15 protein-coding genes are annotated in these 17,513 nt (G+C 72.9%); 9 read left to right on the top strand and 6 right to left on the bottom strand.

Translation table 11 applies throughout. The annotated features are described in order from the left end of the window. Positions 1 to 164: 164 nt before the first annotated feature. Both AOQ37_RS02585 and AOQ37_RS02580 read right to left on the bottom strand, forming a co-directional pair. Entirely contained in the window at positions 165 to 1,130 is a 966-nt protein-coding gene (locus AOQ37_RS02585; protein ID WP_078889947.1) for a DeoR/GlpR family DNA-binding transcription regulator, read from the bottom strand. 188 nt (positions 1,131 to 1,318) lie between these two features. Further along, positions 1,319 to 2,767, bottom strand: a complete 1,449-nt coding sequence (locus tag AOQ37_RS02580; RefSeq protein WP_062640653.1) for an NAD(P)H-quinone dehydrogenase — start codon at positions 2,765 to 2,767, stop codon at positions 1,319 to 1,321. A gap of 96 nt (positions 2,768 to 2,863) precedes the next feature. Here AOQ37_RS02580 and AOQ37_RS02575 point away from each other — a divergent pair, with 96 nt between their 5' ends. From AOQ37_RS02575 to AOQ37_RS02565, 3 genes are all read left to right on the top strand, one after another. Then, positions 2,864 to 3,310, top strand: a complete 447-nt coding sequence (locus tag AOQ37_RS02575) for a gamma-glutamylcyclotransferase family protein (protein ID WP_062640652.1) — start codon at positions 2,864 to 2,866, stop codon at positions 3,308 to 3,310. Positions 3,311 to 3,529: 219 nt separating this feature from the next. Further along, positions 3,530 to 4,354 (top strand): purine-nucleoside phosphorylase, encoded by an 825-nt coding sequence (locus tag AOQ37_RS02570; protein ID WP_062640650.1) that lies wholly within the window; start codon positions 3,530 to 3,532, stop codon positions 4,352 to 4,354. Between the two features lie 135 nt (positions 4,355 to 4,489). Next, a complete protein-coding gene (locus AOQ37_RS02565) occupies positions 4,490 to 6,121 on the top strand; it encodes a phospho-sugar mutase (protein ID WP_062640648.1) in 1,632 nt (543 codons plus the stop codon). 94 nt (positions 6,122 to 6,215) lie between these two features. Here AOQ37_RS02565 and AOQ37_RS02560 read toward each other — a convergent pair whose 3' ends face one another. Continuing rightward, positions 6,216 to 7,940: a hypothetical protein gene (locus AOQ37_RS02560; protein ID WP_062640646.1), complete on the bottom strand. Its 1,725-nt coding sequence runs from the start codon at positions 7,938 to 7,940 to the stop codon at positions 6,216 to 6,218. Positions 7,941 to 8,169: 229 nt separating this feature from the next. Further along, complete coding sequence (locus AOQ37_RS02555) at positions 8,170 to 8,871, bottom strand: PH domain-containing protein (protein ID WP_062640644.1); 702 nt, start codon at positions 8,869 to 8,871, stop codon at positions 8,170 to 8,172. A gap of 123 nt (positions 8,872 to 8,994) precedes the next feature. Here AOQ37_RS02555 and deoC point away from each other — a divergent pair, with 123 nt between their 5' ends. From deoC to AOQ37_RS02540, 3 genes are read left to right on the top strand one after another with little or no spacing between them, the layout of a single operon-like run. Next, complete coding sequence (gene deoC / locus AOQ37_RS02550; RefSeq protein ID WP_062640643.1) at positions 8,995 to 9,957, top strand: deoxyribose-phosphate aldolase; 963 nt, start codon at positions 8,995 to 8,997, stop codon at positions 9,955 to 9,957. A gap of 5 nt (positions 9,958 to 9,962) precedes the next feature. Beyond that, positions 9,963 to 11,414 carry an aldehyde dehydrogenase family protein gene (locus AOQ37_RS02545; RefSeq protein WP_062640641.1) on the top strand — a complete coding sequence of 484 codons (1,452 nt, stop codon included), beginning with the start codon at positions 9,963 to 9,965 and terminating at the stop codon, positions 11,412 to 11,414. Beyond that, on the top strand, positions 11,404 to 12,315 hold the full coding sequence (locus tag AOQ37_RS02540) for an aldehyde dehydrogenase family protein (RefSeq protein ID WP_062640640.1): 912 nt from the start codon (positions 11,404 to 11,406) through the stop codon (positions 12,313 to 12,315). The genes AOQ37_RS02545 and AOQ37_RS02540 overlap by 11 nt, the downstream gene beginning before the upstream one ends. A gap of 107 nt (positions 12,316 to 12,422) precedes the next feature. On the opposite strand, the gene AOQ37_RS02535 is transcribed toward AOQ37_RS02540, so the two are convergent. Beyond that, on the bottom strand, positions 12,423 to 12,830 hold the full coding sequence (locus tag AOQ37_RS02535) for a hypothetical protein (protein WP_062640638.1): 408 nt from the start codon (positions 12,828 to 12,830) through the stop codon (positions 12,423 to 12,425). Between the two features lie 58 nt (positions 12,831 to 12,888). On the opposite strand from AOQ37_RS02535, the gene AOQ37_RS02530 reads away from it, so the two are divergent. After that, the gene (locus tag AOQ37_RS02530) at positions 12,889 to 13,596 is read left to right on the top strand and encodes a uridine kinase (protein ID WP_078889946.1); all 708 of its coding nucleotides are present in this window, start codon (positions 12,889 to 12,891) and stop codon (positions 13,594 to 13,596) included. A 235-nt stretch (positions 13,597 to 13,831) separates the two neighbouring features. Here AOQ37_RS02530 and AOQ37_RS02525 read toward each other — a convergent pair whose 3' ends face one another. Beyond that, complete coding sequence (locus tag AOQ37_RS02525) at positions 13,832 to 14,575, bottom strand: SigE family RNA polymerase sigma factor (RefSeq protein WP_062640634.1); 744 nt, start codon at positions 14,573 to 14,575, stop codon at positions 13,832 to 13,834. Between the two features lie 616 nt (positions 14,576 to 15,191). Here AOQ37_RS02525 and afsQ1 point away from each other — a divergent pair. Further along, complete coding sequence (gene afsQ1 / locus AOQ37_RS02520) at positions 15,192 to 15,869, top strand: two-component system response regulator AfsQ1 (protein WP_028807033.1); 678 nt, start codon at positions 15,192 to 15,194, stop codon at positions 15,867 to 15,869. Continuing rightward, a complete protein-coding gene (locus AOQ37_RS02515) occupies positions 15,866 to 17,509 on the top strand; it encodes an ATP-binding protein (RefSeq protein WP_062640632.1) in 1,644 nt (547 codons plus the stop codon). Before afsQ1 ends, AOQ37_RS02515 begins: the two co-directional genes overlap by 4 nt. Positions 17,510 to 17,513 lie beyond the last annotated feature (4 nt).

Here is a 17,513-nt window from a genome sequence, read left to right as displayed (position 1 = left end):
CCTTTCGCGGCACCGGCCGGCGAATGCGGCCCGTCTGGGGGTCCCCCTCCCGGGGGAACGTGAGCACGAGGCCCGTTCAGGGCCGATCCGGGGTCTGGGGGGGCGGAGCCCCCAGGTCACCCGTGCCGGATCTCCGGCTCACCCGCGCCGACGACCGCCCGAGGTCACCGACGGCGCAGGTCCGCGACCCGCGCCCGCTCCCCGCCGGGAGCCTGCTCACCCAGCATCGAGGCCGCCCGCAGGCCGGCGGCGGCGCCCGGCACCTGGCCCCGTCGCGGGGCGGGCAACGGAACGTCCCGACGCTGCTGCTGATGGCGCGCCGGGACCGCGTCACCCCCCGGGCTCCCCGACGCCCCGGCCACGGCGATCTGCACCCCCTGGTCCGCCAGAGCCTGGAGCTCGGTGGCCGCGCGGTCGTCGTGCGCGGGCGGCTCGTCGGTCACCAGCCGGGTGATGACGTCCGTCGGCACGGTCTGGAACATCGTGTCCGTGCCGAGCTTGGTGTGGTCGGCGAGGACGACGACCTCGGCGGCCGCCTGCACCAGCGCCCGGTCCACGGACGCCGACAGCATGTTGGACGTGGACAGCCCGCGCTCCGCGGTCAGCCCGCTCCCGGAGATGAAGGCCCGCGACACCCTGAGTCCCTGGAGGGACTGCTCGGCGCCGCTGCCCACGAGGGCGTAGTTGGAGCCCCGCAGGGTGCCGCCGGTCATCACGACCTCGACCCGGTTGGCATGGGCCAACGCCTGGGCGACCAGCAGCGAGTTGGTGACGACGGTCAGTCCGGGCACCCGGGCGAGCCGGCGGGCCAGCTCCTGTGTCGTGGTGCCCGCCCCGACCACGATGGCCTCGCCCTCTTCGACGAAGTTGGCGGCGAGGTCCGCGATGGCGGTCTTTTCGGCGGTCGCGAGATGGGATTTCTGCGGAAAGCCGGATTCTCGCGTGAACCCGCCCGGCAATACCGCACCGCCGTGTCGGCGGTCGAGGAGTCCTTCTGCCTCCAGTGCGCGCACGTCCCGCCGTACGGTCACTTCGGAGGTCTGGACGACGCGGGCGAGTTCACGGAGCGACACGGCCCCGTTCGCTCGCACCATTTCGAGGATCAATTGACGACGTTCTGCAGCGAACACGAAACTGACAGTAACGCGGACGACCGTCTGCTTTCAGCTCTTTGCGCCGAATAGTAGAAGTTGTTCGCACAGGGGGACGGGGAGTGGTATAGGGCCCACTTCCGGCGCCTATGCCTCCCGCATGTACGGCGACCCGGCGACGACGCACCGTCAACTCCCCGCGACCAGCGGGGAGTCGGAACCGGACGTCAGGCCTCGCCGGTCGTCTTCCGGGTGTGCAGCTGCCGCGCCACCTCCGCGATCGACCCGGAAAGGGACGGGTACACGGTGAACGCGTTCGCGATCTGTTCGACCGTCAGGTTGTTGTCGACGGCGATCGAGATCGGATGGATGAGTTCCGAGGCGCGCGGCGCCACGACCACCCCGCCGACGACGATCCCGGTGCCGGGCCGGCAGAAGATCTTGACGAAGCCGTCGCGGATGCCCTGCATCTTGGCGCGCGGGTTGCGCAGCAGCGGCAGCTTGACGACCCGGGCGTCGATCTTTCCGCCGTCCACGTCGGCCTGGCTGTAGCCGACGGTGGCGATCTCGGGGTCGGTGAAGACGTTCGAGGAGACGGTCTTGAGGTTGAGCGGGGCCACCGCGTCGCCGAGGAAGTGGTACATGGCGATGCGGCCCTGCATCGCGGCGACCGAGGCCAGGGCGAAGATCCCGGTCACGTCACCGGCGGCGTACACACCGGGGGCGGTGGTGCGGGAGACCTTGTCGGTCCAGATGTGACCGGACTCGCGGACCTTGACGCCCGCCTCCTCCAGGCCCATCCCCTCACTGTTGGGAATGGCGCCGACCGCCATGAGGCAGTGCGAGCCGGTGATGACCCGGCCGTCGGACAGGGTGACCTCGACCCGGTCGCCGACCCGCTTGGCGGACTCGGCGCGCGAGCGGGCCATGACGTTCATGCCGCGGCGCCGGAAGACGTCCTCGAGGACGGCGGCGGCGTCCGGGTCCTCGCCGGGCAGCACGCGGTCGCGGGAGGAGACGAGGGTGACCTTGGAGCCGAGGGCCTGGTAGGCGCCGGCGAACTCCGCGCCGGTCACACCCGAGCCGACCACGATGAGCTCCTCGGGAAGCTCGCCGAGGTCGTAGACCTGGGTCCAGTTCAGGATGCGCTCGCCGTCGGGCTGGGCGTCCGGCAGCTCACGCGGGTGGGCGCCGGTGGCGAGCAGCACGGCGTCGGCGGTGAGGGTCTCCTCGGTGCCGTCGGCGGCGCTGACCACGACCTTGCGCGAGCCGTCGAGGGCCTGCATGCCCTCCAGCCGGCCACGGCCGCGCAGCACGCGCGCGCCGGCCCGGGTGACGGAGGCGGTGATGTCGTGCGACTGGGCGAGCGCCAACCTCTTCACGCGTCGGTTGACCTTGCCGAGGTCCACGCCCACGACCCGGGCCGCCTGCTCCAGCGGCGGGGTGTCGTCGGCGACGATGATCCCCAGCTCCTCGTACGAGGAGTCGAAGGTGGTCATCACCTCGGCCGTGGCGATCAGGGTCTTCGACGGCACGCAGTCGGTCAGCACCGACGCCCCGCCCAGACCGTCGCAGTCGACGACGGTCACCTCCGCGCCGAGCTGCGCGGCCACCAGCGCCGCCTCATAGCCGCCGGGTCCGCCACCGATGATCACGATCCGAGTCACGTACTCCATTGTCCCGCACCGGGGCCGGTGGTACTGCCCCGGGGGGCCGCGGGGTCGGCACCGTTACGAGAGTGACGCGTGCGCGGCCTGCCGTACTCTCCTTGCATGTCGCTCTACGCCGCGTACGCCGGCAACCTCGACGCGCGGCTGATGACCCGCCGCGCTCCCCACTCGCCACTGCGCGCCACCGGCTGGCTGAACGGGTGGCGGCTGACGTTCGGCGGCGAGCAGCTGGGCTGGGAGGGCGCGCTGGCGACGGTCGTCGAGGATCCGGCCGACCCCGGCGCGCAGGTCTTCGTCGCGCTGTACGACGTCGCCCCCATGGACGAGGACTCCCTGGACCGCTGGGAGGGCGTGGGTCTCGGCATCTACCGGCGGGCGCGGGTACGGGTGCAGACCATGGAGGGCGAGGAGTCCGCCTGGATGTTCGTGCTGGACGGCTACGAGGGCGGGCTGCCCGCGGCCCGCTATCTGGGGGAGATCGCCGACGCGGCGGAGTCGGCGGGAGCACCACACGATTACGTGATGGAGCTGCGCAAGAGGCCTTGCTGAGCCCGGTCGACTCTAGACTCGGTGCGCATCAGCACACGCACGGGAGAGCGCGATGACCGGCAGGACTGCGTACACCGTCTTCAACGACAAGGACATCCTCGTCACGGGCGAGTGACCGCCCGGCGCCGGGCGCCCTCGTTGGAAACGACAAGACAACGATCGCCATCCCGTGGGCTCTGTCATCTACGCGCGTAGGCCGGAACGGGCTACCCTCATCGCGTGAACGCATCTCTCCTCCCGGACGACATCCAGGGCGACCCGCACGCCGCCGCCGACGCCGCCGCCGCACGACTGCGCGAACTGACCGGCGCCGAGACCCACGACGTCGCCCTCGTGATGGGCTCCGGCTGGGCGCCGGCCGTCGACGCCCTGGGCACTCCCGACGCCGAGTTCCAGGTCACCGAGCTGCCCGGATTCCCGCCGCCCGCGGTCGAGGGCCACGGCGGCAAGATCCGCTCCTACCAGATCGGTGAGAAGCGGGCGCTGGTCTTCCTGGGCCGCACCCACTACTACGAGGGCCGCGGCGTCGCCGCCGTCGCCCACGGGGTCCGTACGGCGGTGGCGGCCGGCTGCAAGACGATCGTGCTGACCAACGGCTGCGGCGGCCTGCGCGAGGGCATGCGCCCCGGCCAGCCGGTGCTGATCAGCGACCACATCAACCTCACGGCGACCTCCCCCATCGTCGGCGCGAACTTCGTGGACCTCACGGACCTGTACTCGCCGCGGCTGCGCACCCTGTGCAAGGAGATCGACGGCACGCTGGAGGAGGGCGTCTACGCCCAGTTCCCCGGCCCGCACTACGAGACGCCCGCCGAGATCCGGATGGCCCGGACGATCGGCGCGGACCTGGTGGGCATGTCGACCGTGCTGGAAGCCATCGCGGCGCGTGAGGCCGGAGCCGAGGTGCTCGGCATCTCCCTGGTGACCAACCTCGCCGCCGGCATGACCGGCGAGCCGCTGAACCACGAAGAGGTCCTCCAGGCCGGGCGGGACAGCGCGACGCGGATGGGCTCGCTGCTGGCCCAGGTGCTCGGACGGCTCTAGCGCCGTCTTCCCGTTCCCGGGGGCCGCGTGGCCCCGGACCCCCGGCTCCGACCCGGGAACGGGCCTCGTCCCCGATCGCCGGACGGACCCAGTGACACCGGCCGGCGCCGACTCGCAACCGGAGGCTGAACCACCGTGCACGACGATCTCCTCGCCCGCGCCCACGCCTGGCTCGCGGAGGATCCCGACCCGGAGACGCGCGACGAGCTCGCCGCGCTCATCGAGGCCAAGGACGTCACCGAACTCGCCGACCGTTTCGGCGGGACCCTCCAGTTCGGTACCGCCGGCCTGCGCGGCGAGCTCGGCGCCGGGCCCATGCGGATGAACCGCTCCGTGGTGATCCGGGCCGCGGCCGGCCTCGCCGCGTACCTCACGAAGACCGGCGGGACCGGCGGAGTCGTCGTCATCGGCTACGACGCGCGCCACAAGTCGGAGGACTTCGCCCGCGACACCGCGGCCGTGATGACCGGCGCGGGCTTCCGGGCCGCCGTGCTGCCCCGACCGCTCCCCACCCCCGTCCTCGCCTTCGCCATAAGGCATCTGGGCGCGGTCGCCGGCGTGGAGGTCACCGCCAGCCACAACCCGCCGCGCGACAACGGCTACAAGGTGTACCTGGGAGACGGCTCGCAGATCGTGCCGCCCGCCGACGCCGGGATCGCGGCCGAGATCGACGCGATCGCCGCCCTGGCGGACGTGCCGCGTCCGCAGACCGGCTGGCAGACCCTCGACGAGGCCGTCCTCGACGCCTACCTGGCCCGTACGGACGCCGTGCTCGCGCCGGACTCCCCCCGCACGGCCCGCACGGTGTACACCGCGATGCACGGTGTGGGCAAGGACGTCCTGCTGGCGGCCTTCGCCCGCGCGGGCTTCCCCGAGCCCGTCCTCGTAGCCGAGCAGGCCGATCCCGACCCGGACTTCCCGACCGTCGCCTTCCCCAACCCGGAAGAGCCCGGCGCGATGGACCTGGCCTTCGCCAGGGCCCGCGAGACGGCCCCCGACCTGATCATCGCCAACGACCCGGACGCCGACCGCTGCGCCGTGGCCGTGCCCCACGAGGGCGACTGGCGCATGCTGCGGGGCGACGAGGTCGGCTCGCTGCTCGCCGCGCACCTCGTCCGGCGCGGGGCGCGGGGCACCTTCGCCGAGTCGATCGTGTCCTCCTCCCTGCTCGGCCGTATCGCCGAGAAGGCGGGCCTGCCCTACGAGGAGACCCTCACCGGCTTCAAGTGGATCGCCCGCGTCGACGGCCTGCGCTACGGCTACGAGGAGGCCCTGGGCTACTGCGTGGACCCCGAGGGAGTGCGGGACAAGGACGGCATCACCGCCGCCCTGCTGATCACGGAGCTGGCCTCCGCCCTCAAGTCCGAGGGCCGCACGCTCCTCGACCTGCTCGACGACCTCGCCGTGGAGCACGGTCTGCACGCCACCGACCAGCTCTCGGTGCGCGTCCAGGACCTCTCGCTGATCGCCGACGCGATGCGGCGCCTGCGCGAGCGGCCCCCGGCCTCCCTCGCGGGCCTGGCCGTCACCCGGGCCGAGGACCTCACCCGGGGCACGGACAGCCTGCCCCCCACCGACGGGCTGCGCTACACACTGGACGGCGCCCGGGTCATCGTCCGCCCCAGCGGCACCGAGCCGAAGTTGAAGTGCTACCTGGAGGTCGTGGTCCCGGTCCCCGCCCACGCCGACCTCCCGGCGGCCCGCGCCACGGCGGACGAGCTGCTCACCGCGATCAAGCGGGACCTGTCTGCGGCGGCCGGTATCTGATCTCGCGAGGCCACCGGGCCGGGCCCGGCGGGCGGAGCACCGGCCCGTGGGGCCCGCGCCCCCGGGCCGGGCCCCACGCGGGGCCGGGCGGTCCTCACGGCAGGAACAGCACCGCCGCCGCGCCCAGGACGCCGACGACGACCCCGATCGGCCACAGCGCGCGCCCGCGCCGGCGCGCGTCGGCCGGACCGGATGGGCGGGCCTGCGGGTCCCGCCACATCGCGGTGATCTCGGCGGCCGTCCGCTCGTACGGGTGCAGCAGGCCGAACCTGGCCTCCAGCCAGGGCCAGCGGAGCGAGGCCACCCGCCACTCCTCGAACGAGGACTGCCGGCCGTGGATCCGCAGCCGGGCGCCCTGGCACTCCACGGCCCGTACCTGCTCCCAGGCGAGGTGCCGGGCCGCGCCCAGGCCGTTGAACCACAGGCCCTCGCGGTCGGCGGTGATCCGCCAGCCGATCCGGCGCGGCACCATCAGGGCGGCGAGCGCGGTGGCGGCCAGGCCGTAGCCGTACCTCCACCACCCGGAGTCCTCCCAGTAGACCAAGACGAGCAGCAGCGCCAGCCCGACCGCGCACCAGTCGGCCCATCCGGCACGCCACCGCCGCACCGTCACGGGGTCGGCGCTCCCGGTCCGCTCGGCGACGACGACCGCGACGGCGGCCCCGCGCAGCTCCTCCTGCCGGGCCTCCCGGAGGGCCTTGCCCCGCTCGGCCCTGGCCCTGCGCCGGAACGCGAGGCCCGTCACCGGCCGCACGGGCCCCACGGACGCCTCCACCACCGGCGGCTCACCGGCCTTGTCGGCCGCCGCGAGGAGCACGGCCTCGGCGCCGTCGCAGGGGGACCCGTACAGAACGGCCTCCCGCAGGGGCCCGGCGCTCTCGGCGTCGATCCGCGAGATCAGCTCCCGAAGGCTCTCGTCACCCTCGGCGTCGCCTTCCGCGTCGTCCTCTGGGTGGTCCTCTCGGTGGTCGTCCTCCTCCTCGTCCTCCTCGTCGTCGTCCGCGGGCCCGCCGAGTTCGGTGGTGGACACCGTGAACAGGGGGCGCAGCGCGGCAAGGTCGTCGGCGGCGAAGACCTCGGTCTCGACATCGGCGTTCTCCCGGACGAGCACACGCAGCACCGGGACGGGCGCCCGGCGCAGACCGACGGCCCGGCGGCGGGCCCGCGCCGCGGAGTACAGCACGGTGAGCCCCAGCCCGGCCAGGCACCAGCCCGCCGCGGGGACCACCTGCCGGTCCTCGGCCGGTCCCCAGAGGTCCGCGGTGGCGTACAGGACGCCACCGGCGACGACCGTGACGAGCCCGGCCCACAGCAGGAAGGTGCCCCGTTCCGCCCGTCGGCGCGCGGCCCCGGGAGCCAGGGGCACCCCGGCGGTCACTCCCCCGGCGGCCTCCAGCGCCGCCGCACGCTGCCGCTTCCGCGCGGCCAGCCTCAGGCCCACGGCCGCCCAGACGCCGACGAGCGCGACCGTCAGTCCCAGCCGCACCGGCCAGGCGGAGTCCCCCTGCGCCGCCACGACGGCCACGGCGAACGGCGCGAGGACGAGGGCCGCCTCGGGCCGCAGCACCAGCCACACCAGGTGCAGGGCGACCAGTGCGGCGGCCCAGGCGGGCAGCCCGCCGGACCGGTGCAGCAGACCGGCACCGGCCACGGACGCCACCGGCAGCGCCACGAACACGGACTCCCGCGCCCGCACGGGCACCCAGCGCGGCGGCAGCCCGCGCGTCCAGCGCGCCGCCTGCCCGGCGTCCCAGGAGCGGCACCCCTCGGGTATCGCCCCGTCCGGCAGCCGCAGAACCTCAGCGGAATGTGTACTCATCGCTCCCCCGACCTACCGACCCACCAGTTCTCCGACCCACCCCGGCCGCCACACCCGACGCCCCGCGCAACGCCCGACGCCCCGCGCCGCACCCGACACCCCGCGCCCCCCTCGCAACGCCCGGCACCCCTCACCCGACGTCCCACAAGCGACACCAGGCGCCCACGCACCACGAACGAGCCCCCGCCGCGGCCCCGCGCCGACCGCGCCCCGCCGTGCCGACCCCGCCTCACCCCACAGCCAGCAGAATCCCCAGCACCACGGCCCCCGCCACCGCCGGTCCCAGGATCTCCCAGGCCCAGCGGACGGTGACCTCGCCCTGTGCGGTCGCCGCCTTCTCGTTCGTCTCCCACAGCTCCCGCAGCTCGTCCATGACCCGGTCGGTCTCGGCGCGCACGGGCCCGTCCGCCGCGGGGCCGGCGTTGCGCGAACCTCCGCGCAGGCCGGTGAGCCCGCCGAGGCCCGCGTCCCGGCCGCCGCGGCCGCCCCCGGCCCGCTCCGCCGCCGCCTTGGACTCCCGCCGGGTCGCCTTCTTCCGCGCCCGCAACGAGACGGGGATGGACCACAGCTGGAACTTCTTCCCCGACGCCGCGACGATCTCGTTGGAGTAGCCGGACCGCAGGGAGGCCACCTGCCCCCACGGCAGCACGATCACCCGGAAGGGATTGCGCACCCGGATCCGGTCCCGGCCCGCGAACACGGCGGGCCGCAGCGTGAAGGCGACGATCAGCGGCACCACCAGGATCAGCGTCGCGAGCGCCAGCCAGGGCGTGCTCCCCTCGCCCACGAAGATCGCGTCGAGGCCGAGCCAGGCCACCAGACCCAGCAGCAGCACGCCACCGGCCATGCCCGCGGGCGACCGGTAGATGCGGTCCTTGATCTCGGGTGCCGAAGGCTGCGGCGCGGGGGGCTGGTCTTCCGGGGTCGTCATGGTCCCGATTCTGCCCGACACCCACCGGCCCGCTCATCCGCGGCCCCGCCGTTCACGGCGAGCACGGATGCGACCGCCGGGGTGTACAGCCGCTACGCGCGTAGATATGCTCGTCTGGTGACCATGCCCACCAATACACCTACCGCAGCCGACGCACTCACGGACGTCACGGCGTCCGACGGCTCGCTGCGCCGCTTCCTCCACGGGCTGCCCGGCGTCGACACGGTCGGCCTGGAGGCGCGCGCCGCCGCGCTCGGCACCCGTTCCATCAAGACGACCGCGAAGGCGTACGCCATCGACCTCGCGATCTCGATGGTCGACCTGACGACGCTGGAAGGCGCGGACACCCCGGGCAAGGTCCGGGCGCTCGGCGTGAAGGCGGTCCACCCCGACCCGACCGACCGTACGACCCCGACCACGGCCGCGGTCTGCGTGTATCCGGACATGGTGGCCACCGCCAAGGCGGCCGTCGCCGGTTCAGGCGTCAAGGTCGCCTCGGTCGCCACCGCCTTCCCGGCCGGCCGCGCCGCCCTCGAGGTGAAGCTCGCGGACGTCCGGGACGCCGTCGCCGCGGGCGCCGACGAGATCGACATGGTCATCGACCGCGGGGCGTTCCTCTCGGGCAAGTACCTGAAGGTGTACGACGAGATCACCGCCGTGCGCGAGGCGTGCGGGACGGCCGCCCGGCTGAAGGTCATCTTCGAGACGGGCGAGCTGTCGACGTACGACAACATCCGCCGGGCGAGCTGGCTCGGCATGCTGGCCGGCGCCGACTTCATCAAGACCTCGACCGGCAAGGTCGCCGTCAACGCCACGCCCGCGAACACCCTGCTGATGCTGGAGGCCGTGCGGGACTTCCGCGCGCAGACCGGCGTCCAGGTCGGTGTGAAGCCCGCCGGCGGCATCCGCACCACCAAGGACGCGATCAAGTTCCTCGTCCTGGTCAACGAGACCGCGGGCGAGGACTGGCTGGACAACCACTGGTTCCGCTTCGGCGCCTCCTCGCTCCTGAACGACCTGCTGATGCAGCGTCAGAAGCTGGCCACCGGCCGCTACTCCGGCCCCGACTACGTGACGGTGGACTGATCACCATGGCATCCACGACTGCATCCGCATTCGAGTACGCTCCGGCCCCCGAGTCCCGCTCGGTCGTCGACATCGCCCCCTCCTACGGCCTGTTCATCGACGGTGAGTTCACCGAGGCGGCCGACGGCAAGGTCTTCAAGACCGTCTCGCCGTCCACCGAGGAGGTCCTCTCCGAGATCGCCCAGGCGGGCGAGGCGGACGTCGACCGTGCCGTGCGGGCCGCCCGCAAGGCCTTCGGGAAGTGGTCCGCGCTGCCGGGCGCCGAGCGCGCCAAGTACCTGTTCCGTATCGCCCGGATCATCCAGGAGCGCAGCCGCGAACTGGCCGTCCTGGAGACGCTGGACAACGGCAAGCCGATCAAGGAGACGCGCGACGCCGACCTGCCCCTGGTCGCCGCGCACTTCTTCTACTACGCGGGCTGGGCGGACAAGCTCGACCACGCGGGCTTCGGCGCGGACCCGAAGCCGCTGGGCGTCGCCGGCCAGGTCATCCCCTGGAACTTCCCGCTGCTGATGCTGGCGTGGAAGATCGCCCCGGCGCTGGCGACGGGCAACACGGTGGTGCTCAAGCCCGCCGAGACGACGCCGCTGTCGGCCCTGTTCTTCGCGGACGTCTGCCGCCAGGCGGGCCTGCCCCGGGGCGTCGTCAACATCCTCCCCGGCTACGGTGACGCGGGCGCCGCGCTGGTCGCGCACCCGGACGTGAACAAGGTCGCCTTCACCGGCTCCACCGCCGTCGGCAAGGCGATCGCCCGGCAGGTCGCGGGCTCGCACAAGAAGGTCACGCTCGAACTGGGCGGCAAGGGCGCCAACATCGTCTTCGACGACGCGCCGATCGACCAGGCCGTCGAGGGCATCGTCAGCGGCATCTTCTTCAACCAGGGCCAGGTCTGCTGCGCGGGCAGCCGGCTCCTGGTCCAGGAGTCGATCCAGGACGAGCTGCTGGAGTCGCTGAAGCGCCGGCTCGCCACCCTCCGGCTCGGCGACCCGCTCGACAAGAACACCGACATCGGCGCGATCAACTCCGCCGAGCAGCTCTCGCGCATCACCTCGCTCGTCGAGCAGGGCGAGGCGGAGGGCGCCGAACGCTGGTCCCCGGCCTGCGAACTGCCCACCTCCGGCTACTGGTTCGCCCCGACGCTCTTCACGAACGTCACCCAGGCGCACACCGTCGCCCGCGACGAGATCTTCGGCCCGGTCCTGTCGGTCCTCAGCTTCCGTACGCCGGAGGAGGCCGTCGCCAAGGCCAACAACACGCCGTACGGTCTGTCGGCCGGCATCTGGACGGAGAAGGGCTCCCGCATCCTCGCGGTGGCGAGCAAGCTCCGCGCGGGCGTGATCTGGTCCAACACGTTCAACAAGTTCGACCCGACGTCGCCGTTCGGCGGTTACAAGGAGTCGGGCTTCGGCCGCGAGGGCGGCCGCCACGGCCTGGAGGCGTACCTCGATGTCCGATAAGACCGACAAGACCGAGCAGCAGCGACTCGGCGTCTTCAAGACCTACAAGCTGTACGTCGGCGGGAAGTTCCCGCGTTCCGAGAGCGGCCGGGTGTACGAGGTGACCGACGCAAAGGGCAAGTGGCTGGCCAACGCACCGCAGTCCTCGCGCAAGGACGCCCGGGACGCGGTCGTCGCCGCGCGCAAGGCGTTCGGCGGCTGGTCCGGGGCGACGGCCTACAACCGCGGCCAGATCCTCTACCGCGTCGCGGAGATGCTGGAGGGCCGCAAGGGCCAGTTCGTCCACGAGGTCGCCGACGCCGAGGGGCTGTCGAAGTCCAAGGCCGCCGAGCAGGTCGAGGCGACGATCGACCGCTGGGTCTGGTACGCGGGCTGGACCGACAAGATCGCCCAGGTGGTGGGCGGCGGGAACCCGGTCGCGGGCCCGTACTTCAACCTCTCCTCGCCCGAACCGACGGGCGTGGTCACGGTGCTGGCCCCGCAGGAGTCGTCCTTCCTGGGCCTGGTCTCGGTCCTCGCCCCGGTGATCGCGACCGGCAACACGGCGATCGTGATCGCGAGCGAGCGCGCCCCGCTCCCGGCGCTGTCGCTCGGCGAGGTACTGGCCACCTCCGACGTGCCCGGCGGGGTCGTCAACGTCCTCTCCGGCCGTACGGCGGAGATCGCCGCGCCGCTCGCCGCCCACCAGGACGTCAACGCGATCGACCTCGCGGGCGCCGACGACGTGCTGGCGAAGGAGCTGGAGATCGCCGCGGCGGACAACCTGAAGCGCGTTCTTCGTCCACAGCCTGTGGACGACTGGACGGCGACTCCTGGCACCGACCGCATGACGGCCTTCCTGGAGACGAAGACGGTCTGGCACCCCACGGGCTCCCTGGGCGCCTCGGGCTCGTCGTACTAGGCGCCTCGGGCTCGTCGTACCAGGCAGGTCACCGGGCCCACAGAACGCGGAAGCCGCGCCACCCCTCCGTCCGGGGGCGGCGCGGCTTCCGTCCGTGCGGGCCGGCCTCAGCCGCCCAGCACCTTCGTCACGTCTCCCAGCACCGGGATCGAGCCGATGGACTGCGCCTGCGCCACCGGCGCGGTGAGCATCTGGGAGGTCAGCGGCTTGAAGTCGGCGAGCTGGGTGCCGACGCCGTTGTCCAGGGGGTCGACGCCGGTGCCCGCGAGGGGGTTGGGCTTGAGGCCGGTCACGGCGCCGGTGACGTACGTCAGGGAGCCGAGCGCCCCCTGCACCCCCGCCTGCGGGTCGAGCTGACCGACCGAGGTGGGTTTGGTCCGCACCAGGTCGAGGGCCGGTTCGCCGGTGGCCGCCGCGGCGGTCCCGGCGCCGGCGCCCAGCGCCACCCCGGCGGTCGCGAGGGCGGCGAGGGCGCGCCGGCCGGTGGAGGTGTGGGGGGAAGCGTGTCGGGCCATCGCGATGCCGCCTTCTGATGCGCAAGGTGATCAGGTCGACACGAAGGGTAGTTGAGGTGTGACGCGCGCTTCAAAGTCGACCCGCGGGGTCGTTGACGGCCGGGGGGATGCCTCAGACTGGTGTCCCGTGACCTCCCCTTCGCCCATACCGACGCGAGTCGTGCTGCTCTGCGGCCCTTCCGGCTCCGGCAAGTCCCTGCTCGCCGCCCGCTCCGGCCTCCCGGTGCTGCGGTTGGACGACTTCTACAAGGAGGGCGACGACCCGACGCTGCCGCTGGTCGCGGGGAGTTCCGACATCGACTGGGACCACCCCGGATCGTGGGACGCGGACACGGCCGTCGCCTCGATCGTGGAACTGTGCGGCACGGGCCGTACGAACGTTCCCGTCTACGACCTCTCGCTCAGCGCCCGCACCGGCGCCGACGCGATCGAGTTCGGGCGGACGCCGCTGTTCATCGCGGAGGGCATCTTCGCCGCCGAGATCGTCAACCGGTGCCGCGAACTGGGTGTCCTGGCCGACGCGCTGTGTCTGAGCCGCGGCCCGGTGAAGACCTTCCGCCGCCGCTTCCTGCGCGATCTGCGGGAGGGCCGCAAGTCGGTGCCCTTCCTGTTGCGCCGCGGCTGGCGCCTGATGCGCGCCGAACGCTCCATCGTCGCCCGGCAGACCGCGCTCGGGGCACACGCCTGCGACCGCGACGAGGCGCTGGGCCGCCTGGCGGCCGCGGCGGCGGGCCACCGCACCCCGACGGCGCGTACGGCCGCCTGACGCGCCCACACCGGCGGCACGCGAAAGCGGGACTGGATGGACCCCCCGGCCCTCCAGCCCCGCTTCCTCGGTGCTCCCCCGTGTCCCCCCGGGTGGTGCTTCCCCCGTGCCGGCGCGGTACCGCTCCCTCGACGTCCCCCGTCGGGCCCCCCGGTACCGCTTCCCCCGTGTTTCCCCCGATTTCCCCCGTTCACCGGCTCCCCTGAGCGGAGCCGGGCCCTTCCCCCGTTCACCCTCAGGCGACAAGCTCCCCGAAGGCGTCCTCCTCGTCACGGCCGAAGCTGAGGACCTCGTCCTCGCGCAGCCGGCGGAGCGACCGCCAGATGCTGGACTTCACCGTGCCGACACTGATGTCGAGGATCTCCGCGATCTCCGGGTCGGTGCGGCCCTCGTAGTAGCGCAGGACCAGCATCGTCCGCTGGAGTTCGGGGAGCCGGGCCAGCGCCTGCCACAGGACCGCGCGCAGCTCGGTGCCGCGCATCGCGTCCGTGTCGCCGGCCGTCTCCGGCAGCTCCTCGGTCGGGTACTCGTTCAGCTTGCGGCGGCGCCACGCGCTGATGTGCAGGTTGGTCATCGTCCGGCGGAGGTATCCGCCGACCGCGGCCTTGTCGCTGATCCGCTCCCACGCCCGGTAGGTCGAGAACAGCGCGCTCTGGAGCAGGTCCTCTGCCTCGAAGCGGTCACCGGTGAGGTGGTAGGCGGTTGCGTACAGGGAGGCGCGGCGCTCCTGGACGTAGGCGGTGAACTCCGCCTCGCTCAGCGAGCGACGCTCCCCCGTGTCCTCCCTGTACGCGGCTCCCCCGTGAGCCGCCTGTTCCCCCGTGTCGACCACCGTCATGAAGGTGGTGTGCTGACGCCCGGTGCCGCGAGCGCACCCCCGCCCGCTCACGGCACCGGACTTCTCGGAACCCCGGTGCACGTCGTGCAGACGCGTGACGACTGCGACTGCGTTGGTGCTCATACCGTGCAGCGTGTTCATCTCGCGCCCCCCGTCGTGGACTTCCGGTGTTCGGTCTCCTGCGCCGGTCCGGCTCCGCTGTCGTTCCGCGTCGCCTTGTCCGTGACCAAAAGATTGCCCGGGCCACTTCATCGCCGTGTCCGCCGACTGTCACAGACCTGTCACAGGGGCCTGTCATGGCAACACCACAGACCGCCCACAGGCGTCGGCGGTACGGCAGTTGACCCGGTCCGCGCAGGTCACCGAGGGAGACCGCCGGGGGGCTCCCGGCCGGGAGCGCGCCCTCCGGGACGCCCGCGCCCACCGGACCCGCACCTCGCCGGCCCGGGCCGGACGGCGCATGCCGCGCGGGTCCCCGACCGGTCTCGTGGAGCGGCGGCGACAAGGAGGCGGATCCGGCACTCCCGTCCGGCCCGGCCGCCGGTCTCGGTGCCCGCCCCCGGCGAGCGGCCCCGCGAGGGCCGAAACCGCAGGTCCACGGTGTGCGGGACGCAGATACGTGCGACCTCGGCACAGGTGTTCGCGGGCCGTCCGCGCCCCGCGCGGGCGGCCCGCGCCGCGGGAACCGGCGCCCTCGGGCACCTCACCCCCGACCCACAGGTCGAACGACAGCCCCCTCATGGGCCAGAATGAGCCCGTGCCTTCCCTGTTGCTGATCGAGGACGACGACGCCATCCGTACGGCCCTGGAGCTCTCACTGACGCGCCAGGGACACCGGGTGGCCACCGCTGCCAGCGGTGAGGACGGTCTGAAGCTGCTGCGCGAGCAGCGGCCGGATCTCATCGTGCTGGACGTGATGCTGCCCGGCATCGACGGTTTCGAGGTGTGCCGGCGCATCCGGCGCACCGACCAACTGCCGATCATCCTGCTGACCGCGCGCAGCGACGACATCGACGTGGTCGTCGGGCTGGAGTCCGGCGCCGACGACTACGTCGTCAAACCCGTGCAGGGCCGGGTGCTGGACGCCCGGATCCGGGCCGTGCTGCGGCGCGGGGAGCGCGAGTCGAGCGACTCGGCGACCTTCGGCAGTCTCGTCATCGACCGCGCGGCGATGACGGTGACGAAGAACGGCGAGGACCTCCAGCTCACGCCGACCGAGCTGCGGCTGCTGCTCGAGCTGAGCCGGCGGCCGGGACAGGCGCTGTCCCGGCAGCAGCTGCTGCGGCTGGTGTGGGAGCACGACTACCTCGGCGACTCGCGGCTCGTGGACGCCTGTGTCCAGCGGCTGCGGGCCAAGGTGGAGGACGTGCCGTCGTCCCCGGTCCTGATCCGGACCGTGCGCGGCGTCGGCTACCGCCTGGACGCACCTCAGTGACACAGCCGCAAGGGGGGCTCCGCGGCTGGTCCGCGGCGCGCAGGGGAAGACTGTCGCGGCTGCGCTTCACCAGCCTGCGGCTGCGGCTCGTCGTCGTCTTCGGGGCGGTGGCGCTGACCGCCGCGGTGTCGGCGTCCGGCATCGCGTACTGGCTCAACCGCGAGGCCGTCCTGACCCGTACCCAGGGTGCGGTGCTGCGCGACTTCGAGCAGGAGATGGAGAACCGGGCGGGTTCGCTGCCCGAGCACCCCTCGCAGGACGAGCTCCAGCACACGGCCGGGCAGATGGCCAACAGCAGCCAGCGTTTCAGCGTGCTGCTGGTGGGCGAGGACGCGAGCGGCAAGACCGTCTACGGCAACTCGGGCGGGCTGAACGGCTTCTCGCTGGAGGACGTGCCAGGGGCGCTGCGCACGGCGGTGAACAAGCGGCAGGACGTCACGGGCGGCAACAAGGCGCCGTACCACCTGTACTGGCAGCGGGTCGTCGACCACGGGACGCCGTACCTGGTGGCCGGGACGAGGGTGAACGGCGGCGGGCCGACCGGGTACATGCGCAAGTCGCTGGAGCCGGAGGCCAAGGACCTCAACTCGCTGGCCTGGTCGCTGGGGATCGCCACCGGCCTCGCGCTGATCGGGGCCGCGCTGCTCGCGCAGGCCGCCGGGACGACCGTGCTGAAGCCGGTGCACCGGCTGGGGATCGCGGCGCGGCGGCTCGGCGAGGGCCGGTTCGACACCCGGCTCCAGGTGTCCGGGACGGACGAACTCGCCGATCTGTCACGGACGTTCAACCGGGCGGCGGAGTCCCTGGAGAAGCGGGTCGCCGACATGGCCGCGCGGGACGACGCCTCGCGGCGGTTCGTCGCCGACATGTCGCACGAGCTGCGCACGCCGCTGACCGCCATCACCACCGTCGCGGAGGTGCTGGAGGAGGAGCTGGACGCCGAGTCGGGCAGCATCGACCCGATGATCGAGCCGGCGGTGCGGCTGGTGGTCAGCGAGACCCGGCGGCTGAACAACCTCGTCGAGAACCTGATGGAGGTCACCCGCTTCGACGCCGGTACGGCGCGGCTGGTCCTGGACGACGTCGACGTCGCCGACCAGATCACCCACTGCATCGACGCCCGCGCCTGGCTGGACGCGGTCGACCTGGACGCCGAGCGCGGCATCCACGCCCTGCTCGACCCGCGCCGCCTGGACGTGATCCTCGCCAACCTCATCGGCAACGCGCTCAAGCACGGCGGATCGCCGGTGCGGGTGTCGGTGTCGGCGGCGGACGACGCGGTCGTCATCTCCGTGCGCGACCACGGGCCCGGCATCCCCGAGGAGGTGCTGCCGCACGTCTTCGACCGGTTCTACAAGGCGAGCGCCTCCCGGCCGCGTTCCGAGGGCAGCGGGCTCGGCCTGTCCATCGCCCTGGAGAACGCCCATATCCACGGCGGCGAGATCACCGCGGCCAACTCCCCGGAGGGTGGTGCGGTGTTCACGCTGCGGCTGCCGCGGGGCGTCCTGGAGGCGGCGGACCGGGGCGGCGAGGAGGACGAGCGGGCGGCGCGGCCGGCGCGGTCCGTCCCGTCCATGCCCGCGCAGTCCGGGAAGTCCACGCAGTCCGGGAACTCCGTGCAGGACAAGGGGGACGCGTAGTGAC

Source organism: Streptomyces maremycinicus (genome assembly GCF_001184025.1).
Lineage (GTDB): Bacteria > Actinomycetota > Actinomycetes > Streptomycetales > Streptomycetaceae > Streptomyces > Streptomyces maremycinicus.
This window is presented reverse-complemented; position numbering and strand designations above follow the sequence as displayed.